Below are 426 nucleotides of genomic sequence, written 5' to 3'. Positions count from 1 at the left end.
CAACACGTCCCTGTATTTTCTCGGTCCACGACCGAGCGCCCTTAAGTTATCGCGCAGCAAAACCGTCGGGGCGGACCAGACGCTAACACCGACGCGCGCCGAGTCCGTCCCGAAGACCATCGCACTGGGATTGGTGATGATGCGGCAAAGAGAGCAAGTCGCGTGCCGAAGTGAATTCGCGGGCTCTGCAGGCACTTCGTCGCGGCGTCCGGCGTCAAGTTGCTGGCAATGGTCTCAATGCCGACAGCCAGCGCAGCCGGTGCAGTACGTTCGGCTACCGGGACCAAGCGCTCAAGATCCCATTTCATCGTCGAAGGTGTCTGGGACGCATCACCGCTGGAATCTGAGCTGCTCAACCAGGCGGATCGGCTTGTCGGCGGCAAGGATGCGGTATTAGTCATTGATGACACCGCAATGCCGAAAAAG

Annotated in this window: 1 protein-coding gene; it reads left to right on the top strand. The window is 59.9% G+C overall.

Translation table 11 applies throughout. The annotated features are described in order from the left end of the window. Nucleotides 1-228 precede the first annotated feature (228 nt). The coding region (locus I6F33_RS38020) for a transposase (RefSeq protein ID WP_346656767.1) at nt 229-426 on the top strand (198 nt) is incomplete at its 3' end.

The sequence above is a fragment of the Bradyrhizobium sp. BRP20 genome (genome assembly GCF_020194215.1).
GTDB classification, from domain to species: Bacteria; Pseudomonadota; Alphaproteobacteria; order Rhizobiales; family Xanthobacteraceae; genus Bradyrhizobium; species Bradyrhizobium yuanmingense.
Note: the sequence above shows the minus strand (reverse complement) of the source record. Positions and strands in the feature narration are given on the sequence as shown.